We start from the raw sequence: 18,353 nt of genomic DNA, 5'->3' as shown, positions 1-18,353 counted from the left end.
AGGTGGGAGACCCTCGGGGTGGCGGCCATTTCTCAGTTGTTGCTACCGGGTCGGTCAAGCAAAACCCGATGGTTCTGCTGGTTGAAACTCAATACCTCGGAAGGGCTGACCATGCTGAATAATCACAATGAGCCTCTTGTTGATGCGCAATGTGAGGTGATCAGAAAAGCGGGCGATGTAGAGCCGTTTCCAAGCGGAAAGATCACCTATCTCGCACCGTTGCCACTGCCCACACCGATGCCCCCTTATGGTCCACATATCGGTGAGCTCAATGATGTTTACATGGACTTCGGATTAGGCCAGCCGCAAGTTTTATGTGGCAAATGACGTTGGGGGGGCCGGTCAGTTTAGCGGTTATGGTCATTTTCATATTCCCCTTGATTACGGGAATGCTGGGTGTCGTATTCGGCTATGGTCCAACACTCATTTGGGAATCAATAGTGGGTATATTCCAAGCAGGATATGAAAGCGCTTTACTGACCGAGCCTTTGATTCTACTGATCGGCCTGGGCGTCTGGCATCACTTCCACAAAAAACGCCTCTCCCTCATCCCAACCCGCTTCAACCGCCAACGCCGCGAAGTCTGCTTCATGCCCGAAGGCGCCATCGAGCCGGTCTTTGTCCCGTGGGAATCGCTGTCCGCGTGGATCATCGAAGCCAAAGGCACCACCCAATTCGGCATCCATCGTCAATATGGCATGGGCATCGGTTTTCATCACGGCGATACCCTCACCAGCCTTGAATTCCAATGCGCCGGCCTGGAGCTCGCGATCAGCCATTGGGAAGCGATTCGCGGTTACATGGAGTACGAAGTCAACGACCTCAAATCCATTCAGGATTTGCAAGACCTGCAAGGCCCGGACGACCCACCCCACGAAGGCCTGCACACTTTTCGTAACGCCCGCGCGCGGATGCATCAGCAGATCCGTGAAGGCAGGCGGTCGCGGCTGTCGGGGTTCTTTTGGTACCTGTATCACGTCATGACTTTATGGACGATTCCAAACCGTTTGGTCGAATGGGAAGTGCGCCGTCTGGAAAGAATCGGCAAGCAGGCGCTGCCGGAAGTCATGCGTGCCTGGTCCGAGCCGCTGCCGAAAGAGCAATGGGCCAAGCCCAGTGAAGAGTTGTTGCGACTGAGTGAACAAGTGCGGCGTATGCACAAGCGCCAGCCGCATCGGCCGATTACGCAGATTTTCGCTGAGGTTTGCAGGCGGGGCTGACTGGACGGTGCAGGCAGGTTCGATTGCTTTCGCGAGCGGGCTCGTTCCCACAGGAGACCACGCTACAAATGTGGGAGCGAGCCTGCTCGCGAAGGGGCCGCTCGGTCAGCACAAAAATCTGCGCTCTCGCGCTCTGCTAGAATCCGCCCCATTCATTACCAGAGACTCTCCCATGAGCGAGCCGATTCGTCTGACCCAATACAGCCATGGCGCCGGTTGTGGCTGCAAGATTTCCCCGCAGGTGCTGGAAGTGATCCTCGCCGGCAGCGGCGCACAGAACCTTGATCCAAAACTCTGGGTCGGCAACGCCTCGCGCGATGACGCGGCGGTGTATGCGATCGATGCCGAGCGCGGGGTGGTGTCGACCACCGATTTTTTCATGCCGATTGTCGATGACCCGTTCGACTTCGGCCGCATCGCCGCAACCAACGCGATCAGCGACATCTACGCGATGGGCGGCGATCCGTTGATGGCGATCGCGATCCTCGGCTGGCCGGTGAATGTGCTGGCGCCGGAAGTGGCGCGGGAAGTGATTCGTGGCGGTCGCTCGGTGTGCGACGCGGCGGGCATTCCGTTGGCGGGGGGGCATTCGATCGATGCGCCGGAGCCGATCTTCGGCCTCGCCGTCACCGGGCTTGTGGAAAAGCGCCACATGAAGCGCAACGACACCGCCACCGCCGGTTGCCTGTTGTATCTGACCAAACCGTTGGGCATCGGCATCCTCACTACCGCCGAAAAGAAGGGCAAGTTGCGCGCCGCCGACGTCGGTGTCGCCCGTGACTGGATGTGCACCCTGAACAAGCCTGGCAGCCGTTTCGGCAAACTCGCCGGCGTCACCGCGATGACCGACGTCACCGGTTTCGGCCTGCTCGGGCATCTGGTGGAAATGGCCGATGGCAGCCAGTTGACCGCGCGCATCGCCTATGACCGCGTGCCGCGTCTGGACAGCGTCGAGTACTACCTCGATCAGGGCTGCGTGCCGGGCGGTACGCTGCGCAACTTTGACAGCTATTCGAGCAAGGTTGGCCGCGTGCAGGAGTTGCACAAACGCGTGCTGTGCGATCCGCAGACCAGCGGTGGTCTGCTGATTGCGGTCACGCCTGAAGGCAATGACGAGTTCCTCGGCGTTGCCGCCGAACTGGGCCTGAACCTTGCGCCGATCGGCGAACTGGTTGAGCGACAGACGAACGCGGTCGAGGTGATTTGATGCTCCGCGACTGCACCGACTACCGCGACATTTTCCTCAACGACCGGCCAATGATGGATGCCCGCGCGCCGGTCGAGTTTCACAAAGGCGCGTTCCCCGGCGTGGTCAATCTGCCGCTGATGAATGATCTGGAGCGGCAGAAGATCGGCACCTGCTACAAGCAGCATGGCCAGCAGGCGGCAATCGAGCTGGGCCACCAACTGGTGTCCGGCGCAGTCAAGGCCGAGCGCATCCAGGCCTGGGCCGAGTTCGCCCGGGCTCATCCCGATGGTTATCTGTATTGTTTTCGCGGTGGCTTGCGCTCGCAGATCACCCAGCAATGGTTGCGCGACGAGGCCGGCATCGACTATCCGCGCGTCGGCGGCGGCTACAAGGCGATGCGCAGTTTTTTGATCGATACCCTTGAGCAGGCCGTCGCGCAGTGTGATTTCGTTTTGCTCGGCGGCATGACCGGCACCGGCAAGACCGAAGTGCTGGTGCAGTTGCGCAACGGTGTGGATCTGGAAGGCCACGCCAACCATCGCGGCTCCAGTTTCGGCAAACGCGCCACCGGGCAGCCGTCGAACATCGATTTCGAGAATCGCCTGGCCATCGACTTTCTGAAGAAACGCGATGCCGGGATCGAGCAGTTTGTGCTCGAAGACGAGAGCCGTGTGGTCGGCAGTTGTGCCTTGCCGCTGCCGCTGTATCAGGGCATGCAGCAGTACCCGATGGTCTGGCTGGAGGATCGTTTCGAGGATCGTGTCGAGCGGATCCTGCGTGATTACGTCATCGATCTGTCGGCGGAATTTGCCTCGCTGCACGGCGAAAACGGTTTTGCGCTGTTTTCCGAACGTCTGCTGGAGAGCCTCAACAACGTACAGAAACGCCTCGGCGGTGAGCGCCATTCGCGGATGCTGGCATTGATGGAACAGGCGCTGGCCGAGCAGGGCCGCAGCGGCGCGGTGGAGCTGCATCGCGGCTGGATCGAGGGTTTGCTGCGCGAGTACTACGACCCGATGTATGTGTTCCAGCGCGAGAAGAAGGGCGGGCGGATCGAGTTTGCCGGGGAGCGTCAGGCGGTGATCGAGTATTTGCGCGCGAGGGTGAGTCAGAAGGCTTGAGGCGCAAGCGACTGGCCTCTTCGCGAGCAGGCTCGCTCCCACAGTTGAAATGCGTTCCCCTGTGGGGGCGAGCCTGCTCGCGAAGACGCAAGGTCAGGCGCTACAAAAATCAGGTCGGGCAAGTGTCCTTGCCGTTATCCAGTCCCTGTTTGTAGATGTGGCTCTGCAAACTGGCCTTGCCGTTGTGCCACTTCAGGGTCAGCACATACAGCGAATCGAAGTCATCGCCGGCCCAGTCATCGGTGATCTTCTGTCGCTCGCCCACTGCGTTGCCGGCGACCTTGTTGATCAGATCCGGCAGATAACCGTGGGACCAGGCGGTGTAGATCGTCGAGTTGTGGTACTTCTCATCCAGCAGCTCGCGGGCCAGATCGCTGGTGTCGTTGGCAGAGAATTCGATGTTCACCGGCAGGCCGAGCTTGATCGCGGCCGGGCTGATGGTCATCAGCGGACGAATGTAGCTGTAGGAATTGTCCAGCTCGCCTTCCTCGACGTTGCGCGTCGGGTTGGCGGCGAATACGTAATCGGCCTTGCCGAATTTTTCCGGCAGCAGCGTCGACAGGTCGATGGCGCGGTTCAGGCCCTGGCAGTTGAGCTGGCCGAGGCCGCCTTCGGGCTTTTCCGCGTGGCGCAGGAACACCAGCGTCTGTGTGCCGTCCGCCGGTTGGGCGCGGCTTTCGCTGGATTCGAGGGACAGAAAAAGCGCGCTGACTGCCAGCAGGGAGGGCAGGGCCACGTACGCGCGATGTTTGAAACGTTTGGCGAAACTCATCAGGTTCGTCATCAATTCGAGGGTTCTTCAGCAAAATCGGTTAAGGCTGACAAACCTTGGCACCGCGGGCTCCCAGCACCGGGTGTTTCCCTGTCATAAACAGCTTCCTCTGCGAGAAAGGCATAACTCAGAGTCCTGTAATGCCCGTTTGGTTCGATCCGGGCCAGTGCGCAGCACTCTAACGGCAACCTTTGCGGGCATGCAGGCAGGTTAGCGACAGGATGTTACGGTTCGTGTAGGCGCGGCAGCAGGCCTACTTTATGATCGGTTTTCAATTTGTGACTGGATGCTTCCAATGACCGATCTGTCTGCATTCCCGATTACTCAGAAATGGCCGGCGCAGTACCCGGACTGGATTCAGCTCTACTCCCTGCCGACCCCCAACGGCGTCAAAGTGTCGATCATGCTCGAAGAGATCGGCCTGCCGTACGAGCCGCACCGCGTCGGTTTCGACACCAACGACCAGACCTCGGCGGAATTTCTCTCGCTGAACCCGAACAACAAGATCCCGGCGATCCTTGACCCACATGGCCCTGAAGATAAACCGCTGCCGCTGTTCGAATCCGGCGCGATCCTGATTTATCTGGCCGACAAGAGCGGCCAGTTGCTCGCTCAGGAAGGCGCGCTGCGCTACGAGACCATCCAATGGCTGATGTGGCAGATGGGCGGCATCGGCCCGATGTTCGGCCAACTCGGTTTCTTCAACAAATTTGCCGGCAAGGATTACGAGGACAAGCGTCCACGCGATCGGTATGTCGAGGAGAGCAAACGCCTGCTGAATGTGCTCAACACTCGCCTCGAAGGCCGCGACTGGATCATGGGCGAGCGCTACACCATCGCCGACATCGCCACGTTCCCGTGGGTGCGCAATCTGCTCGGGTTTTATGAGGCGGGGGATCTGGTCGGGATTGAGAATTTCCCCAACGTCACCCGGGTGCTGGAGCGGTTTCTAGCTCGCCCGGCCGTCATTCGTGGCCTGACCATCCCATCCTGACTCACCGCGTTCCCCCTGTAGGAGCTGCCGAAGGCTGCGATCTTTTGACTTTGATCCCAAAAAACAAGATCAAGAGATCGCAGCCTTCGGCAGCTCCTACAAGGATTATTGCACCTGCGGTAACGCTCTCTTGATTGATCCAGGTTTGTCCCGCACCCGCCGCAAGGCATAAGCTTCGCCCCCTACGACTTTCGTCTCATCCGCTGTTTTCAGGAAAGGCCCCATGTCCAGTCAGTTCCCCGAAGCACGTCCCCGCCGTCTGCGCCGCAATGCGAGCCTGCGCAGTCTGTTCCAGGAAACCGAGTTCAGCCTGAACGATCTGGTCCTGCCGATCTTCGTCGAGGAAGACATCGACGACTTCGTGCCGATCACCAGCATGCCCGGCGTGCAGCGCATCCCCGAGCGTAAACTGGCCAGTGAAATCGAGCGCTACGCCCGCGCCGGGATCAAGTCGGTGATGACCTTTGGCGTGTCCCATCATCTCGATGCCAACGGCAGTGACACCTGGCGCGAAGACGGTCTGGTGTCGCGCATGTCGCGCATTGCCAAGGACGCCGTGCCGGAAATGATCGTGATGTCCGACACCTGCTTCTGCGAATACACCGATCACGGCCATTGCGGCGTGATGCACAACCACGAAGTCGACAACGACCAGACTCTGATCAACCTCGGCAAGCAAGCCGTAGCGGCCGCCCGCGCCGGTGCTGACGTGATTGCGCCCTCGGCGGCGATGGACGGCCAGGTGCGCGCGATTCGCCAGGCGCTCGACGCTGCCGGCTTCACGCAGATTCCGATCATGGCCTACTCGACCAAATTCGCTTCGGCACTCTACGGCCCGTTCCGCGAGGCCGGCGGCAGCGCGCTCAAGGGCGATCGCAAAAGCTATCAGATGAACCCGATGAACCGCCGCGAAGCCCTGCGCGAATCGCTGCTCGATGAGCAGGAAGGTGCCGATGCGCTGATGGTCAAACCGGCCGGCGCCTACCTCGACATCATCCGCGACATTCGCCAGGCCTCGAACCTGCCATTGGCGGCGTATCAGGTCAGCGGTGAATACGCGATGATCAAGTTCGGCGCCCAGGCTGGGGCGATCGATGAGGATCGCGTGGTCCGCGAAAGCCTTGGCGCAATCAAGCGTGCGGGGGCGGATCTGATCTTCACTTACTTTGCGATGGATCTGGCGTTGGCGGGGATCTAAACCCCAACGCAAATCCAAACTGTAGGAGTGAGCCTGCTCGCGATAGCGGTGTTTCAATCGAAAAATTCATGTCTGACACACCGCTATCGCGAGCAGGCTCACTCCTACAGGGGGGCGGTGGTGTATCAGTTGAAGAACGGCCGGATCCCGTGATCGCGGAAGTAGCGTTCGATCACCTTCGGATCGGCACTGCTATCGGCAATCGCCACATAGGTATCCGGCCGCAACAGATAAAATCCGTTGCGCCCCAATCCCGCCGTTTCAAACGCCGGGCGCCAGTCGAAGACGTGCAGCGGCAAGTGGTGTTCGGCGCACCAGGCGATCATCTCGTCGCTGGTGTCGCCGTACACATGCACCTGCCAGCACGGCTGCCGTAGCGGCTCGAAATTATCTCCTTCGCCATCATGCGCCCACGGCAAGCGGTCGCCGCCGTGCACGTGGCCGGCTTCACCCTGGCTCAGTGGCATGCCGCGATAGTTGAGGGTGACTTGCGAGACCGTGCGAAACAGGAATTCGCGGCTGGCTTCGAACCCGGCCATTTTCGGCAGCAGAAACGGCGCCGCACGCATCCGTAGCAGATCGGCCATGCGACCCTGCGCGGTGACGAAACTGAAGACCTTGTCGGTGGTGGAGACCATTCGGCGAGCGAAGGCGATGCGCTCGGTTTCGTAGGTGTCGAGCAGTTTCGGTTCGGCACCACCGCTGAGCACGGCGGCGAGCTTCCAGGCCAGATTGATTGCATCGCCAATGCCCGTGTTCATGCCCTGGCCACCGGCCGGACTGTGTACATGGGCGGCATCGCCGAGCAGAAACGCCCGGTCGTTGCGAAAGTGCTCGGCCACGCGGTGATGCACGCGGTAGGTGGAGAACCAGTGCACGTCTTCGATATGCATTTTCAGGTGTTCGATGGCGCGGCTGCTGACGTCGGCAAATTGCAGGGTTTCGGCACGCTCGGCGCGTTCGTCACGCACCGTGCCGATCAGTCGCGCGCGGCCTTCGCCGGCCAGTGGAAACACCGCGAGAAAATCCGCTTGGTCCAGGTCCAGATGCAACTCGCCATTGAGCGCCGGGCCGCTGGCCGTGATATCGGCGACGTAGAAAATCTGCTGATAGGTGCCGCCGGGGAAGTCGGTGTCGAGGGCTTTGCGCACCACCGAACGGGCGCCGTCGCAACCGGCCAGATAGCAGGCCTGACAAACTTCCTGCCGGCCATCGGGCAGGCGCAGGTGGGCGGTGAGGGTGTCGCCGGTTTCCTCGAAGCTGTCCAGTGCGGTATTGCGCTCCACACTGACGCCGTAATCTTCGAGGCGCTCGAGCAACAGCCGTTCGTGCTCGTCCTGCGGGAAAATCTCGACAAACGCGTAGGGCGTCAGGCCTTCGCCGATGCGCTTGAGGGGCAACTGCGCGACCGGTTTGCCGTTGACCCAGAAATTCGCCGCAGCGACCTGATGGCCGCGACGCACGATGGTGTCGGCGAGGTCGAGTTGGCGATACAGCTCAAGGGTGCGTGCCTGCACGGCCAGAGCGCGGGAAGTGGTGCCTGGCGCCGAGGTCTTGTCGATGATGCGCACGCGCACGCCGAGTTTGCTCAGCCACAGCGCCAGGACCAGACCGGTCGGGCCGGCGCCGATGATCAGCACGTCGCTGCGGTTCATGGGGCTGTCCTCCTGTGGCTGTGCAGCAAGTATGGCTCAGGTCGCCAGTTCCGGCCTCTTCGCGAGCAGGCTCGCTCCCACAGGGAACGCATTCCAGTGTGGGAGCGAGCCTGCTCGCGAAGCGTCCGGTCAAGCACCACAAAAACCAGAAAGGCCCCGCAACCGTGAAGCTGCGGGGCCTTTTCTGCGACGCAATGACGCTTAGAAGTCGATCGTCCCCGACAACTTCGCCACTCGCGGTTCGCCCTGGGTCAGGTAGCCGCCCTGAGCCGATTCCCAGTACTTCTTGTTCGCCACGTTCTCGACGCCGAACCGCACGGTCACGTCCTTCTCCGACACCTTGAACGCATAGCGTGCGCCCGCGTCGAAGCGGTTCCACGTCGGCAGGCTGAGGTTGTTCGCCGCGTCGGCGTATTGCCCGCCGGTGCGCAGCATCCGCGCGTTCAGCGCAACGCCTTGCAGGCCCGGCACGTCCCAATCCACGCCAGCGTTGAACTGGAAGGTCGGTACGCCGATGGCGTGGTTACCGTCGTTGGCGCCATTGAGGGTGTTTTTCAGTTCAGTGTCCATCAGGGTCAGGCCGCTGATCAGGCGCAGGCCGTCGATCGGCTCGCCGAACACGTTCATCTCCACGCCTTTGTTGATCTGCTCGCCCTCGCGCACGTAGGTGCAAGTGGTGGCGCTGTTGATTTCGCAGTAGCCGTCGCTTGGCTGTTCGATGCGATAAACACCGAGGCTCGCGCCATAGGTGCCCATGTCGACTTTCACGCCCAGTTCGGTCTGCTTGGAGCGTTTCGGTGCGTAGACTTCGTTGCCGTTGGTGACGCGGAAACCGCCGGAGCTGGTCGGCGAAGTCGGCCCTTGGGCCAGGCCTTCGATATGGTTGGCGTAGAACGACACATGCTCCCACGGCTTGAACACGATGCCGTACACCGGAGTGGTGATCGATTCGTCGTAGCTCGACGAACGCGGGCCGCTGCCGTAGCTGGCGTAGCTGTAACCCTGCACCACCAGTTGCTGACGACGCAGACCGGCGGTGACCAGCAGGCGATCGTCGAAGAACCCGAGGGTGTCGGAAATCGCCACGCTGCGGTTGAAGGTCTTGCCGACGATGCCCGGATCGTTGAGATCGCCGCCAGAGAAGTTGCCTACCGGCGCTGGGGTAGTGATCGGGTGATAGATGTTGTTGGAGTAGCGGGTCAGGTCGAAGTCATAGGCACTGCGCTGCTCGGCCCAGATCCCGGTCAGGCCGAAATTCAGCTTGTGGCTGACCGGGCCGGTGTTGAATTTGCCGTTGAGGCCGGCCATGACGCTGGTGTTGTCCTCGTCATGCGGGACGAACGAGCCGGTGGTGAACGAGGCGCCGCTGTTGCCGACCAGCGTGGTCGAGTTATAGCGCCCGACTTCACGGGTGTGCTTGGCGCCACCGGCGGCGTAGGCGGTCCAGTTGTCGTTGAGGTCGTACTCGGCGCGGAGCATGCCGAAGGTGTCTTCGATGTCGGTGTAGCCCCATTTCGGCGCGTAGTTGGTGTCCGCCGATGGCGCGTCCGGGATGTGCGTGGCGGTGCCGAGGTTGACCGAGCTGCGGCCGCCGTTGACGCGTTCCTTCTGATAGGCAAAGTCGCCGGACACCCGCAGCGCATCGCCGCGATAATCCAGGCCGATGGCGAACAGTTTCGAGCGCTGGTTCTCGTGATCGATGCCGGTGTCGCCCTCGCGTTGCGACAGGTTGACCCGCGCGCCGAAGCGGTTGTCTTCACCGAAACGCTGGCCGATATCGAAGTGATGACCGATGCGGCCTTCGCTGTTGATGTCGGTGGTGTAACGGCGCAGCGGCACGTCGCCGGCACGCTTGGGTTGCAGGTTGACGCCGCCGCCGATGCCGGAACCGGTCGGCGTTACGCCGTTGATGAAAGCGTTGGGGCCTTTGAACACTTCCACGCGCTCCAGCGCATCGGTGGAAATGATCTGCCGGGGCAACACGCCGTACAGGCCGTTATAGGAAATGTCGTCGCCATTGAGCGGCAGGCCGCGAATCATGAAGACCTGCGCCTGGTTGGAGAAGCCCGAGGCCTGGCGCACGGAAGAATCGTTGAGCAGTACATCGGCGACGTTTTCCGCCTGCTGATCCTGGATCAACTGCTCGGTGTAGGACGCCGCACTGAAGGGCACGTCCATCATGTCCTGATTGCCGAGCACGCCCAACTGGCCGCCGCGAGCCACCTGACCGCCAGCGTAGACCGGGGGCAGGGCGTTGGGCGCAGGGGCCTGGGCATTGACGTTGACGTCGTCGAGCACCAGTTCTTTGCTGTTGTCTTCAGCAGCGTGAGCGGTAACGGTCAGGGAGCACAGCAGGGCAAGCAAAGTCGGGCGAAATGGAGCGCCGAGTCGAGCTGAAGCGGGCATGTCGGATCCTGGAGGCGAGCGGCCAAAGAAAAATAAGGGCGGCGCGGAACTCCTTGCGCTAATGCGACTCCAGGCGCGAATGATAGGGTTTCGCAGTAACGTTTTGCAATCAGTTTGTCATCAGCGCGTAGGAGCTGCCGCAGGCTGCGATCTTTTGATCTTGATCTTGATCTTGATCTTGATCTGATCTGCAAAAAGCAAGATCAAAAGATCGCAGCCTGCGGCAGCTCCTACGGGGGTTGTGTATGGTGGTCTGGCGAATTTGATTGGATGGAGCAATATGCGATTACTCATTACTCTCGGCGCCATGCTGCTGCTCGCCGGTTGCGCCAGCCAGCGCAGCAACGAACCGGCGCCGCGTCCGCCGGCCGAAGTGAAGGCTGAAATCGTTCGGCTGTTGCCGGCGAAAACTGCCGACCGTCAGGGCTGGGCCACGGACATATATGCCGCGTTCGCCGCGCAAGGCATCAGCACCACCACGCAGAATCTGTGTTCGGTACTGGCTGTGGCCGAGCAGGAATCGACTTTCCAGGCCGACCCGACGGTGCCCGGCCTGGGCAAGATTGCCCGCGACGAAATCGACCGCCGCGCCGCCAAGGTGCACATCCCCAGCCTGCTGGTCAGCGGCGCTTTACAAGTGCGCTCGCCCAACGGCAAGAGCTACAGCGAGCGTCTGAATGCGGCGCGCAGTGAAAAGGAACTGAGCGCGATTTTCGACGACTTCATCGGCATGGTGCCGATGGGCCGTACGCTGTTCGGCGGCTTCAACCCGGTGCACACCGGCGGGCCGATGCAGGTCAGCATCGAATTCGCCGAGGAGCACGCCAAGGATTACCCGTACCCGCTGGACGGCACGATTCGTCGTGAAGTGTTCAGCCGGCGCGGCGGCATGTATTTCGGCATCGCCCATTTGCTCGGCTATCCGGTGAATTACCGCGAGCCGTTGTATCGTTTCGCCGATTTCAACGCCGGCTGGTACGCCAGTCGCAATGCCGCGTTTCAGAATGCGGTCAGCCGCGCGTCCGGCATTCCGCTGACCCTGGACGGCGACCTGATTCGCTACGACTCGATCATGCCCGGCAGTACCGAACTGGCGGTGCGCACCCTTGGCAAGTCGCTGGGCATGCGCAACCCGACGATTCGCGATCAATTGGAGAAAGGCAAAACCCTGGAATTCGAAGAGACCAGACTCTATCAGCGCGTGTTCGAACTGGCGGAGCGGGCCGAAGGCAAGGCGTTACCGCGCGCGGTATTGCCGGGGATTGTGCTGCAGAGTCCGAAGATCACCCGCAAACTCACCACAGCCTGGTTCGCCAAGCGCGTGGACGAGCGCTACAAGCGCTGCATGGCCAAGGCCGGATAAAACACGCAGACATAAAAAACCCGGCTGCGGGAGCCGGGTTTCTCTGCGGTGTTGCGCTTGCAGTCATGCATCAGGCAACACGGCGTTCGATCAGACGATCCGAACCACCTTCAGCAACGCGGCGTTCGATCAGACGATCCGAGCCACCTTCAGCAACGCGGCGTTCGATCAGACGATCCGAGCCGCCTTCAGCAACGCGGCGTTCGATCAGACGATCCGAGCCGCCTTCGGCAACGCGGCGTTCGATCAGACGATCCGAACCACCTTCGGCAACGCGGCGTTCGATCAGACGATCCGAACCACCTTCAGCAACGCGGCGTTCTATCAGACGATCGGAACCACCTTCGGCAACGCGGCGTTCGATCAGACGATCCGAACCGCCTTCAGCCAGACGGCTTTCGATCAGTTTGTCCGAGCCGCCTTCGGCGATCATGGTGTACGCCGGGGTGGCGGCGAAAGCGTTAACTGCGAAAACCGAGAAGGCAATGCTGAGAAGAGTCTGGCGTTTCATGATGGTGTGCTCCGGGGTGTTGTTGGTTGGTATGGAGCTGATGTTACGCCCGGAATTTTTTATGAGAACTTCATTGCCGTGATGGTGAACATCGACGTCGATGATGGTTGCGGACAACCGCGTAGCAGAGCCTCAGAGCACCTTCACCGCACGCCCGATCGCCTGAATCGGCCCGGTCGGTTTGCCGATCGGTGAGCCATTGGCGCCTTCCAGGGTCAGCTCAAACAGCTGGTTGGCTTGCAGCGGCGGCAACTTGTCCAGCGGCACCGACAACGCTTGCCCCGGTTTGACCAGTCCCAATGAAACCGGTCCCGACCAGCCGTCAGCCTTGGTCCAGAACTCCAGCGCCTTGTCCGCCGGCACCTCGACCACGCCCAGCGGGATCAACTGAATCTCCCGCGCATTGCTGGCCTGAATCACCCAGCCCGGCGCCTTGTCCTGCGGCGCCACCAGCACCACCAGATAACTCGGTTTCGGCGCAGTCTGCGTCAGCACCATCGTACCCAGAATCAGCGTTGCAGCCAGGCCCGCCGCACTCAAACCGCGCCACAGTGGCAGCAGATTCCACCACGAGGTCAGTGGTTTCTTCACCGTCAGCCGTTCGAGACTGCGCTCGATGCGAGGCCACAGCTGCACCGACGGTTGCTGAGGTTCGGCCAGATCGGTCAGCTCCAGCAGACGTCGCTCCCATGCGTCGACTGCCGCGCGCAACTCAGGATCGTTCGGCAGGCGCCGTTGCACCTCGATGCGCTGCTCGAACGACAAGGTGCCGAGCACGTATTCGCCGGCCAGTTCATCCCGTTCCTGCGCTGACTCGCCAGTCATCCCATGCACTCCCGCAAAGCATTGAGGCTGCGCTTGATCCACGCCTTGACCGTGCCCAGCGGCGTGTCGAGGCGCGCGGAAATCTGCGCGTGGCTATAACCGTCGACGTAGGCATGGAGGATGCAGCTGCGCCGCTGCGGTTCCAGTTGTTCGAGGCAGCGATGAATGCGCGCCGAGTGAATATCGGCCAGCTCATCAGGCGCCGCTGCCTCATGTTCTTCGCTGAACGGCGTTTCCCGACTTTGCTTGCGCAACTGATTCAAGGCCAGGTGCCGGGTCACGCTGAACATCCAGCCCCGCGCCGAGCCGCGCGCCGGGTCGAACCCGGCCGCGCCGTGCCAGATCTTGATGAATGCCTCATGCACAATGTCCTCCGCCAGCGCCGTATCGCGCACCAGCCGCTTGGCCACACCGAGCAGGCGCGGGCCTTCCTGCACATACAAATCGCGCAAAGCCGCGCGCTCGCCCCGGGCACAGGCGGCGAGGCGGGCTTCGTAATCGAAAACGGATTCGGGTAAAAGCATGGGGTGCAATCTAGCTCACATTTCCCAAACATCCAGAGGCATGGTTCCCTGTGGGAGCGAGCTTGCTCGCGAATGCGGTGGGTCAGAAAGTAATAAGGCGACTGACACTCCGTCTTCGCGAGCAGGCTCGCTCCCACAGGATTGTGCATTGCTTCCGGATATCAGTTCGCCGCCCAGAAAATATAATCCGCCTGGTACTTCACCACTTCCTGCTTGCCCTTGTTCGCCATGGTGCACTCACTGCCCGGCGCGACGCCGCCCTTGAGCGCGACACGCTGGATATAGCTGACCCCGGTCATCGCGCCTTTGCCCTCGGCCGGATTGGCCTTGACCAGTTGATAGGGCAGGTTGCCCGGGCTCGACGGGGCCACGGCGAGTTGCGTGCCGGTGACTTTCGAACCGTCCTTGGCTTGCCACGTCGCTGGCGGGCCGAAATAGGTACCGACCTGTTTGCCGCTGCGATCATTGAGCACCGCTTTCGGGCCGACAAAGGTCCATTCGGTCTGCCCGGCCATATTGGGTTTGTCGCGGCATTCGTAGGTGATCTCGCCAACCCCGGTGGTTTCCAGGGCAATCTTGTGCCCGTCCGGCACCTTGATCGCGTCGGGATAACTGCTCTGGGCGAAGGTGGTCGCGGTGAAGGCGAGCAAACCGGTGAAGCCAATCAGCTGGGTGATGTTCATCCGATGATTCTCCGAAAAGGTAGTGCGCTGACAGCACCAGAGTGGGCTGTTACAGGGACTACCCGTGGCGGAGGCGATTGGATGCAGTGCCGGAAAAATAAATTTCAAACACCACCGATCAAACCTGTGGGAGCGAGCCTGCTCGCGAAAGCGTCGGGTCAGCCAGCACTTATGTGACTGATGCACCGCATTCGCGAGCAGGCTCGCTCCCACAGGGTTCTCTGTACGGCTTGAGGCCCGAGGCTTTCAGTAACTCTTGGGTATACGGATGTTGCGGCGCAGCGAAGATCTCCCGCGACGATCCTTGTTCAACCACCTTGCCGTCCTTGATCACCATCAAGTCATGCGCCAGCGCATGCACCACCGCCAGATCATGGCTGATGAACAGGTACGTCAGCCCATGCCTGATCTGCAACTGGCGCAACAACTCCACCACTTGCTTCTGCACCGTGCGATCCAGCGCCGACGTCGGTTCGTCGAGCAGGATCAGCGCCGGTTCCAGCACCAGTGCGCGGGCGATGGAGATGCGCTGGCGCTGGCCGCCGGAAAACTCGTGGGGGTAACGATGGCGGCTTTGCGGGTCGAGGCCGACTTCCTCGAGCACGCGAATCACCGCTGCCTCGCGCTCGGCCTCGCTGCCGATGCCGTGGGTCAGCAAGCCTTCGGCAATGATCTGCTGCACCGACATGCGCGGGCTGAGGCTGCCGAACGGGTCCTGAAACACTACCTGAATCTGCCGGCGCAACGGGCGCATCAGACGCTGATTGAGCAGGCTCAACTGCTTGTTGCCGAATCGGATATTGCCCTCTGATTCGACCAGGCGCAGGATCGCCTGGCCCAGCGTCGACTTGCCCGACCCCGACTCGCCGACGATGCCCAGGGTCTTGCCGCGTTGCAGGGTGAAACTGACGCCGTCCACCGCTTTGATGTAATCCTGCTGGCGGCTGAAGAGTTTTTTCGGCAGGGCAAACCACACCTTCAAATCATCGACTTCCAGCAGGTTGTGCTCGTACTCACTGGGCACTGGCGCGCCGCTCGGTTCCGCTTCGATCAACAACCGGCTATAGGGGTGTTGCGGCGCTTGGAACAGCGTCTCGCAATCGGCCTGTTCAACGATCTCGCCTTGACGCATTACGCACACACGCTGAGCGATCCGGCGCACCAGATTGAGGTCATGGCTGATCAGCAACAGCGACATGCCGAGGCGCTGCTGCAACTCGATCAGCAGCTCAAGAATCTTCTGCTGTACGGTCACGTCCAGCGCCGTGGTCGGTTCATCGGCAATCAACAGTTCCGGCTCGTTGGCCAATGCCATGGCGATCATCACCCGTTGCCGCTGCCCGCCAGAGAGTTGGTGCGGATAGGCTTTGAGTCGCTGCAACGGCTGGCGAATACCCACCAGCTCGAGCAGCTCCAGCGTCCGCGCGCGGGCGGCGCGGCCTTTGAGGCCCTTGTGGATTTCCAACACTTCGCTGATCTGTTTTTCCACCGTGTGCAACGGGTTCAGCGAGGTCATCGGCTCCTGGAAAATCATCGCAATGCGATTGCCGCGCAAACCGCGCATCTGTTGTTCGCTGGCGTGCAGCAAATCCACGCCGTTATAGCGAATCGCGCCGCTGCTGCTGACGCTCTTGCCAGGCAGCAGGCGCAGGATTGAATGCGCCGTCACTGACTTGCCCGAGCCGGACTCGCCGACCAGCGCCAGACACTCGCCACGGCGAATATCGAGGTTCACACCGTGCACCACTTCTTGCCCTGCGAAGGCGACGCGCAGGTCGCGGATCTCGATTAAATGGTCTTGCATGTCAGCTCCTCGGATCAAAGGCATCTCGGCACGCTTCACCGATGAAAACCAACAAAGACAGGATCAGCGCCAAGGCAAAAAACGCCGTCAGCCCCAGCCACGGCGCTTGCAGATTGCGTTTGGCCTGGCCGATCAGTTCACCCAGCGATGCGGTGCCGGCGGGCATGCCGAAGCCGAGGAAATCCAGCGCGGTCAGGGTGGCGATGGCGCCGGTGAGAATGAACGGCAGGTAGGTGAGGGTGGAGGTCATGGCGTTGGGCAGAATGTGCCGACGCATCAGTTCGCTGTCGGTCAGGCCCAGCGCGCGCGCGGCTTTCACGTATTCGAGATTGCGCCCCCGCAGGAACTCGGCGCGCACCACGTCGACCAGCGCCAGCCAGGAAAACAGCGCCATGATCCCCAGCAACCACCAGAAACTCGGCGAGACGAAGCCGGAGAGAATGATCAGCAGATACAGCACCGGCAGCCCCGACCAGATTTCCAGTACGCGCTGCCCGAGCAAGTCGACCCAGCCGCCGTAATAACCCTGTAAAGCCCCGGCGAGAATGCCGATCAACGCGCTGATGGCGGTGAGGATCAGCGCGAACAGAATCGAGATCCGCGTGCCGAAAATCACCCGCGCCAGAACATCGCGAGCCTGATCATCGGTGCCCAGCCAATTGCTTGATGACGGCGGGCTGGGCGCCGGTTCGGTGAGGTCGTAGTTGACCGTGTCGTAACTGAACGGGATCGGCGGAAACAACATCCAGCCGCCCTGACCCTCGATCAGTTTGTGCACATAGCTGCTGGCGTAATCCGGCTGGAACGGCAACTCGCCGCCGAAATCGGTTTCCAGATAATCGCTGAGGATCGGAAAGTAGAAGGCGTCGTGGTAGCGGATCACCAGCGGCTTGTCATTGGCGATCAGCTCGCCACCGAGGCAGATCAGGCACAGGCCGATAAACAGCCACAGCGACCAGCGCCCACGGCGGTTGGCCTTGAATTGCGCGACGCGGCGCTGGCCCAGAGGCGACAGTGTGAACATCAGGCAGTCCTCGCCGAGAAATCGATGCGCGGGTCGAGCAGGGTGTAGCAGAGGTCGCCGATCAGCTTGATCAGCAGGCCGAACAGGGTGAACAGAAACAGCGCGCCGAACACCACCGGATAGTCACGCGACACCGCCGCTTCGTAGCTCATGCGCCCGAGGCCGTCGAGGTTGAAGATGGTTTCGATCAGCAGGGAGCCGGCGAAAAACACTTCGATCAGCGCCGACGGCACGCCGGCCACCACCAGCAGCATGGCGTTGCGAAACACGTGGCCGTAGAGCACGCGCCGCTCGGTCAGACCCTTGGCTCGTGCGGTGATCACGTACTGCCGGCTGATCTCGTTGAGAAAGCTGTTCTTGGTCAGGATCGTCAGCGTGGCGAAGCCGCCGATCACCAGCGCCGTGACCGGCAGTACGAGGTGCCAGAGGTAGTCGCCGACCTTGCCCAATGTGCTCAGTGTGGCGAAGTCGTCCGAGACCAGTCCTTGCACCGGAAACCAGTTGACGTAACTGCCCCCGGCGAACACCACGATCAACAGAATGGCGAAGAGAAACGCCGGCATCGCATAGCCGACGATGATCGCGGTGCTGCTCCAGACATCGAAGGCGCTGCCGTTCCTGATTGCCTTGCGAATGCCCAGCGGGATTGAAATCAGGTAGGTGATCAGCGTCGCCCACAAGCCCAGCGACAGCGACACTGGCAGCTTCTGCACGATCAGGTCGGTGACCTTGGCGCCGCGAAAGAAGCTGTTGCCCAGATCCAGTTGTGCGTAGTTTTTCAGCAGCAGCCACAGGCGTTCGTGCAGCGGTTTGTCGAAGCCGTAATGGTGTTTGATTTCCTCGATCAGCGCCGGGCCCAGCCCACGGCTGCTGCGCCCGGCACCGCCGACCGCCGCGACTTCGCCACCGCCGCCCATGCTGTGCCCGCCAAAGCCTTGCAGGCGGGCGATGGCTTGTTCCACCGGGCCGCCGGGCGCGGCCTGCACGATAAGAAAATTCACCACCAGAATGCACAACAGCGTGGGGATGATCAGCAGCAAACGGCGACTCAGATAACGCAGCAT

General features: G+C 61.3%; 17 protein-coding genes. 7 read left to right on the top strand and 10 right to left on the bottom strand.

The annotated features are described in order from the left end of the window. The first annotated feature begins 81 nt into the window (after nt 1-81). From FEE99_RS22125 to mnmH, 4 genes are all read left to right on the top strand, one after another. Nucleotides 82-327 (top strand): hypothetical protein, encoded by a 246-nt coding sequence (locus FEE99_RS22125; RefSeq protein WP_143979125.1) that lies wholly within the window; start codon nt 82-84, stop codon nt 325-327. After that, entirely contained in the window at nt 315-1,220 is a 906-nt protein-coding gene (locus tag FEE99_RS22120; RefSeq protein WP_260312135.1) for a hypothetical protein, read from the top strand. Before FEE99_RS22125 ends, FEE99_RS22120 begins: the two co-directional genes overlap by 13 nt. Before the next feature lie 172 nt (nt 1,221-1,392). Beyond that, nucleotides 1,393-2,427: a selenide, water dikinase SelD gene (gene selD, locus FEE99_RS22115; protein WP_024013506.1), complete on the top strand. Its 1,035-nt coding sequence runs from the start codon at nt 1,393-1,395 to the stop codon at nt 2,425-2,427. After that, on the top strand, nt 2,427-3,530 hold the full coding sequence (gene mnmH, locus FEE99_RS22110; protein WP_041477221.1) for a tRNA 2-selenouridine(34) synthase MnmH: 1,104 nt from the start codon (nt 2,427-2,429) through the stop codon (nt 3,528-3,530). The genes selD and mnmH overlap by 1 nt, the downstream gene beginning before the upstream one ends. A 109-nt stretch (nt 3,531-3,639) precedes the next feature. On the opposite strand, the gene FEE99_RS22105 is transcribed toward mnmH, so the two are convergent. Then, nucleotides 3,640-4,314 (bottom strand): hypothetical protein, encoded by a 675-nt coding sequence (locus FEE99_RS22105; RefSeq protein ID WP_041477219.1) that lies wholly within the window; start codon nt 4,312-4,314, stop codon nt 3,640-3,642. A 283-nt stretch (nt 4,315-4,597) separates the two neighbouring features. Here FEE99_RS22105 and FEE99_RS22100 point away from each other — a divergent pair, with 283 nt between their 5' ends. Both FEE99_RS22100 and hemB read left to right on the top strand, forming a co-directional pair. Beyond that, nucleotides 4,598-5,296 carry a glutathione binding-like protein gene (locus tag FEE99_RS22100; protein WP_041477217.1) on the top strand — a complete coding sequence of 233 codons (699 nt, stop codon included), beginning with the start codon at nt 4,598-4,600 and terminating at the stop codon, nt 5,294-5,296. Nucleotides 5,297-5,519: 223 nt separating this feature from the next. Then, nucleotides 5,520-6,494, top strand: a complete 975-nt coding sequence (gene hemB, locus FEE99_RS22095) for a porphobilinogen synthase (protein WP_016775388.1) — start codon at nt 5,520-5,522, stop codon at nt 6,492-6,494. A gap of 125 nt (nt 6,495-6,619) precedes the next feature. Here hemB and FEE99_RS22090 read toward each other — a convergent pair whose 3' ends face one another. Continuing rightward, nucleotides 6,620-8,149, bottom strand: a complete 1,530-nt coding sequence (locus tag FEE99_RS22090) for an FAD-dependent oxidoreductase (RefSeq protein WP_041477215.1) — start codon at nt 8,147-8,149, stop codon at nt 6,620-6,622. Nucleotides 8,150-8,350: 201 nt separating this feature from the next. Continuing rightward, entirely contained in the window at nt 8,351-10,555 is a 2,205-nt protein-coding gene (locus FEE99_RS22085) for a TonB-dependent receptor (protein WP_041477214.1), read from the bottom strand. A 280-nt stretch (nt 10,556-10,835) separates the two neighbouring features. Here FEE99_RS22085 and FEE99_RS22080 point away from each other — a divergent pair, with 280 nt between their 5' ends. Next, the gene (locus tag FEE99_RS22080) at nt 10,836-11,918 is read left to right on the top strand and encodes a DUF1615 domain-containing protein (protein ID WP_041477212.1); all 1,083 of its coding nucleotides are present in this window, start codon (nt 10,836-10,838) and stop codon (nt 11,916-11,918) included. A gap of 70 nt (nt 11,919-11,988) precedes the next feature. Here FEE99_RS22080 and FEE99_RS22075 read toward each other — a convergent pair whose 3' ends face one another. The 7 genes from FEE99_RS22075 to FEE99_RS22045 form a co-directional block, all read right to left on the bottom strand. Beyond that, nucleotides 11,989-12,429, bottom strand: coding sequence for a hypothetical protein (locus tag FEE99_RS22075; protein WP_041477211.1), 441 nt, complete (start codon nt 12,427-12,429; stop codon nt 11,989-11,991). Nucleotides 12,430-12,561: 132 nt separating this feature from the next. Further along, nucleotides 12,562-13,254 (bottom strand): anti-sigma factor, encoded by a 693-nt coding sequence (locus FEE99_RS22070; RefSeq protein WP_041477209.1) that lies wholly within the window; start codon nt 13,252-13,254, stop codon nt 12,562-12,564. After that, the gene (locus FEE99_RS22065; RefSeq protein WP_041477208.1) at nt 13,251-13,778 is read right to left on the bottom strand and encodes a sigma-70 family RNA polymerase sigma factor; all 528 of its coding nucleotides are present in this window, start codon (nt 13,776-13,778) and stop codon (nt 13,251-13,253) included. Before FEE99_RS22065 ends, FEE99_RS22070 begins: the two co-directional genes overlap by 4 nt. A 161-nt stretch (nt 13,779-13,939) precedes the next feature. Beyond that, nucleotides 13,940-14,461, bottom strand: a complete 522-nt coding sequence (locus FEE99_RS22060) for a DUF3455 domain-containing protein (protein ID WP_016775383.1) — start codon at nt 14,459-14,461, stop codon at nt 13,940-13,942. 169 nt (nt 14,462-14,630) lie between these two features. Then, the gene (locus FEE99_RS22055; protein WP_041477207.1) at nt 14,631-16,265 is read right to left on the bottom strand and encodes an ABC transporter ATP-binding protein; all 1,635 of its coding nucleotides are present in this window, start codon (nt 16,263-16,265) and stop codon (nt 14,631-14,633) included. Nucleotide 16,266: 1 nt separating this feature from the next. Beyond that, complete coding sequence (locus tag FEE99_RS22050) at nt 16,267-17,289, bottom strand: ABC transporter permease (protein ID WP_041477206.1); 1,023 nt, start codon at nt 17,287-17,289, stop codon at nt 16,267-16,269. Next, nucleotides 17,289-18,353, bottom strand: a complete 1,065-nt coding sequence (locus FEE99_RS22045) for a microcin C ABC transporter permease YejB (RefSeq protein ID WP_041477205.1) — start codon at nt 18,351-18,353, stop codon at nt 17,289-17,291. Before FEE99_RS22045 ends, FEE99_RS22050 begins: the two co-directional genes overlap by 1 nt.

The sequence above is a fragment of the Pseudomonas sp. ef1 genome, assembly GCF_007293365.2.
Lineage (GTDB): Bacteria > Pseudomonadota > Gammaproteobacteria > Pseudomonadales > Pseudomonadaceae > Aquipseudomonas > Aquipseudomonas siliginis.
The sequence above is the reverse complement of the archived record's forward strand: the minus strand, read 5'-3'. Positions and strand labels throughout refer to the sequence as shown.

Bases quoted from the DNA above. Each gene is read 5' to 3' on its own strand.
- FEE99_RS22120 (WP_260312135.1), top strand. From the start codon at position 315: ATGTGGCAAATGACGTTGGGGGGGCCGGTCAGTTTAGCGGTTATGGTC.
- selD (WP_024013506.1), top strand. From the start codon at position 1,393: ATGAGCGAGCCGATTCGTCTGACCCAATACAGCCATGGCGCCGGTTGT.
- mnmH (WP_041477221.1), top strand. From the start codon at position 2,427: ATGCTCCGCGACTGCACCGACTACCGCGACATTTTCCTCAACGACCGG.
- FEE99_RS22105 (WP_041477219.1), bottom strand. From the start codon at position 4,314: ATGACGAACCTGATGAGTTTCGCCAAACGTTTCAAACATCGCGCGTAC.
- FEE99_RS22100 (WP_041477217.1), top strand. From the start codon at position 4,598: ATGACCGATCTGTCTGCATTCCCGATTACTCAGAAATGGCCGGCGCAG.
- hemB (WP_016775388.1), top strand. From the start codon at position 5,520: ATGTCCAGTCAGTTCCCCGAAGCACGTCCCCGCCGTCTGCGCCGCAAT.
- FEE99_RS22090 (WP_041477215.1), bottom strand. From the start codon at position 8,149: ATGAACCGCAGCGACGTGCTGATCATCGGCGCCGGCCCGACCGGTCTG.
- FEE99_RS22085 (WP_041477214.1), bottom strand. From the start codon at position 10,555: ATGCCCGCTTCAGCTCGACTCGGCGCTCCATTTCGCCCGACTTTGCTT.
- FEE99_RS22080 (WP_041477212.1), top strand. From the start codon at position 10,836: ATGCGATTACTCATTACTCTCGGCGCCATGCTGCTGCTCGCCGGTTGC.
- FEE99_RS22075 (WP_041477211.1), bottom strand. From the start codon at position 12,429: ATGAAACGCCAGACTCTTCTCAGCATTGCCTTCTCGGTTTTCGCAGTT.
- FEE99_RS22070 (WP_041477209.1), bottom strand. From the start codon at position 13,254: ATGACTGGCGAGTCAGCGCAGGAACGGGATGAACTGGCCGGCGAATAC.
- FEE99_RS22065 (WP_041477208.1), bottom strand. From the start codon at position 13,778: ATGCTTTTACCCGAATCCGTTTTCGATTACGAAGCCCGCCTCGCCGCC.
- FEE99_RS22060 (WP_016775383.1), bottom strand. From the start codon at position 14,461: ATGAACATCACCCAGCTGATTGGCTTCACCGGTTTGCTCGCCTTCACC.
- FEE99_RS22055 (WP_041477207.1), bottom strand. From the start codon at position 16,265: ATGCAAGACCATTTAATCGAGATCCGCGACCTGCGCGTCGCCTTCGCA.
- FEE99_RS22050 (WP_041477206.1), bottom strand. From the start codon at position 17,289: ATGTTCACACTGTCGCCTCTGGGCCAGCGCCGCGTCGCGCAATTCAAG.
- FEE99_RS22045 (WP_041477205.1), bottom strand. From the start codon at position 18,353: ATGCTGCGTTATCTGAGTCGCCGTTTGCTGCTGATCATCCCCACGCTG.